A 3,128-nucleotide genomic window follows, 5' to 3' on the forward strand; every position below is an offset into this window, starting at 1 on the left:
AACGCTGAACGTGAGACGCCGATCAGGATCCGCCAGAAGAAGTACCTGAACAACGTTGTCGAGCAGGATCACCGTGCGATCAAGCGTCGCACCCGGTCGATGCTGGGCTTCAAGAATTTTCGTTGTGCACGCATCATTCTCGGCGGCATCGAGTTCATGCATATGATCGTCAAAGGCCAGATGAAAGGCGGTGGCATCGCGCAAACTCCCGCCCAGCAGTTCTACTCCTTGATTACATAAGTAGTCCTCATCATATCGCCATTTGTTTGACTCGTCTTCCTTAACGCGACAAAACCCTGACTGGCGCTGGGCACCGGGATGTCCAGCCCGCGAGTCTCCCAGTAGTGCTCCATATAGCCGGTGATCTGCCGCATCCCCCAGCCGAACAGCCGGTAGAAGGTAAAGATCAGCTCGATGTACGCCGTGGTGTAGGTCGGCTCACGCCCCGACACGCCCGGCGTACGGATCTTTGCGTTGATAAGCTGCGCCTTCAGATCGCCGCCCGGCACATACAGGCTGATCATGCCGCGCTTTCTCAGGCTCTGGTTATACGCCCGCGCGTTCGTCACCCGGTACCCCGGCTTCTTGCGCTTGCGCCGTTCACCCGTCTTTAGTCTGGCTTTATATGGCATTATTCAATGCTGGCTTCATGAAGTTGCACTTTTACACAACCCACAGCATCTTTGCAATACCCCCATCCGGACAAAGCCATGGCGGACTCCTTGCTGTTCGCGGCGCGCATTGCCCCTACGGGCTACGCCCTCCGCGCCAACATGAGAAACCAACCACTAGTCAGATTTAGTCTAGTCCAGTGCACCTAATGCTACCGCGCCACATGAACATCGACTCGGTAGCGCAGTCAGTTCCGCTGGTTCGGGCCGCCCATTGCAGCCCAGTTGAGCTCGCCACTAGTAGCTACACCATCGACAGTTCCTGTTACGTGCGTTTCGATCTGGCGAAAGACGTCTGGGTTTTGCATCATGTATTTCGCGGCCTCTGAGACATTTGGCGGTACGTTGCCGTCGGGGTTTTCTGCGAGCCAATATAAAGCGCCCGCCTCCATCCGTCTCCAGCCGTTATTTCCCATATACGAGCTTAGGATGCCTGCCGCTTGTTCCGGAGTCATTTTTTCTTCTCCTTTCGCTACTGTTGTGTAATCTAGGCCTAAGTTGGCCAACCACCGCTTTTTGTCTGCCCAAATCTGATCCGGACTGGGACAGACACCCTCGCAATCCGACTGTGCCGCAGGATCAGAAAACGTCAACTGAGCGCTGTCTTGGGGCTAATTCTCAATAGCCGCCACTGTTTCTCTCTAGGAAGATCTGTGGGACAACAAAAAAACAGGTCGTGTGCCACGGCGAATCAGAAATAGAGTATCAGATTCGTCTAAGTCGTTCACGACCGACCGCGAAGTGGGAAATGAAAACGCGAAGCGGGTGTGCATCGTCGGAGCTGTGTGTCCCGATCTTGTCACGCAAGCGATGCCACGCGACAAGGCCGATGGCGCCAAAAAATTCGGACAGTGGTTCGGGCCGTCGGTGTGACTTTGCGCGTAACAACTAATGGGATGGTCCGCCCCGCCTCACCGAGCGGGTTACGCTGGCAGCGTTCACCCTGAACCGGAGACCATCATGGACGACACGACGCTGGTTGGTATCGATCTGGGCAAGCATTGCTTTCACCTGCACGGTCAGGATAGAAAAGGCCGAGCCCTGTTTCGCAAAAAGCTGAGCCGCAAGCAACTGATCGAATTCTTCGCAACGTTCCATGTCTCTACCGTGGTCATGGAGGCCTGCGCCGGGTCACATCATATGGCTCGCAAACTGGGCCACATTCGGGCATATGGTCAAGCTGATCTCGCCGCAGTTCGTCCGGCCATTCGTCAAGTCAAACAAGAATGACTTTGAACCGCCCCGGGTTTCCCGGAGACTTTGTCGATGCCGAAGCTCTCTGCGAAGCCGCGTCACGACCGACAATGCGTTTCGTGACGCCGAAGACGGAATCGCAGCAGACACTCTCGGTCTTACATCGAGTGCGTGAATCTATGGTGCGCGACCGTACCCGAACGATCAACCAAATACACGGCTTCCTGCTCGACTACGGGGTCAGTCTGCCAGTGGGCAACGCTGCAATCACGCGGTTGCCGGCCATCCTCGCCGCACATGAACTACCACCCAGGTTGGTTCTGATTCTCGAGCGCCTCCACGAACACTTCAAGTACCTCACCGAACAAATCGACGAGATTGACCAAGAGCTGGCGCGCCAACTCGCTGACGACGATATCGGCCATCGCCTGTTAAGCATTCCGGGAGTAGGCCCAATCACGGCAAGCGTGCTCGCTGCGGAAATGGGCGACGGCAAACAGTATGGATGCAGCCGCGACTTCGCGGCATCGGTTGGGCTTGTCCCCCGGCAATACAGTACAGGCGGGAAAGCTAACCTTCTCGGAATCAGTCGGCGCGGAGACAAGAACCTCAGGCGCCTGCTGGCCTTGTGTGCCCGAGCCTACATGAAAGGCCTCGAGAGACGAACTGGCCGCCTGGCCGAGTGGGTTTGCACGATGCTGACGCGTCGGCATTCGAACGTAGTTGCGTGTGCGCTGGCCAACAAGCTGGCTCGAACCGCGTGGGCGATTGTTGTGCGCCACACCACGTTCAATACCGAGCTCGCATGCCTTCCGGTCTGAGCGAACACGGTATTCTCCTATTTACGAAACACCTCACTGGCCTTGCGACGACTGAAATTTGATGCCGTGAACGGCACACCGGCCTGTGGAACACCCTGGCAAGCAAAGAGGCTTTCCGAAGCCGCACAACTTTGTAGGAGCCACAGGCACGAACTTCATCGTGGCGCGGGGAGCAGTCCCCACAACGACGCCGGATAGATTTAGGCAAGCCAATACGACATCAAGATCAGGAGTTGCAAAACTGGGGCGGACCATAGATTTGCTTTGGTCATGTCGAAGGGGAGCGTTATAGACGGCCAAGGAGTCTTATTAGTTAGCGACGCATGATTCGCTTGTAAACCGCCGCGGGCAATGTTAAATTCGCGCAAGTTCATTGAGCGTGATGTACTGCATTGTCTGGCACCGATGACCTTGACGATTGGGCGAGCGACGAGTTCGGCGC

4 protein-coding genes and 1 pseudogene are annotated in these 3,128 nt (G+C 56.2%); 2 read left to right on the plus strand and 3 right to left on the minus strand.

What is annotated here, in order from left to right:
* Positions 1-240: DDE-type integrase/transposase/recombinase (locus M3A49_RS42080; RefSeq protein WP_266233890.1), on the plus strand; the 240-nt coding region annotated here is incomplete at its 5' end.
* Here M3A49_RS42080 and M3A49_RS42085 read toward each other — a convergent pair.
* Both M3A49_RS42085 and M3A49_RS42090 read right to left on the minus strand, forming a co-directional pair.
* The gene (locus tag M3A49_RS42085) at positions 222-632 is read right to left on the minus strand and encodes a hypothetical protein (RefSeq protein WP_266233961.1); all 411 of its coding nucleotides are present in this window, start codon (positions 630-632) and stop codon (positions 222-224) included. The two genes, M3A49_RS42080 and M3A49_RS42085, sit on opposite strands and share 19 nt — an antisense overlap.
* A 227-nt stretch (positions 633-859) precedes the next feature.
* The gene (locus M3A49_RS42090; RefSeq protein WP_266233962.1) at positions 860-1,126 is read right to left on the minus strand and encodes a hypothetical protein; all 267 of its coding nucleotides are present in this window, start codon (positions 1,124-1,126) and stop codon (positions 860-862) included.
* A 505-nt stretch (positions 1,127-1,631) separates the two neighbouring features.
* Between M3A49_RS42090 and M3A49_RS42095 the strand changes: the two are divergent.
* Positions 1,632-2,686 (plus strand): annotated as a pseudogene (locus M3A49_RS42095) (IS110 family transposase).
* Positions 2,687-2,886: 200 nt separating this feature from the next.
* On the opposite strand, the gene M3A49_RS42100 reads toward M3A49_RS42095, so the two are convergent.
* On the minus strand, positions 2,887-3,128 hold a 242-nt coding region (locus tag M3A49_RS42100), incomplete at its 5' end, for a hypothetical protein (RefSeq protein WP_266233963.1).

It is taken from the genome of Paraburkholderia sp. CNPSo 3076 (assembly GCF_026343935.1).
GTDB classification, from domain to species: Bacteria; Pseudomonadota; Gammaproteobacteria; order Burkholderiales; family Burkholderiaceae; genus Paraburkholderia; species Paraburkholderia nodosa.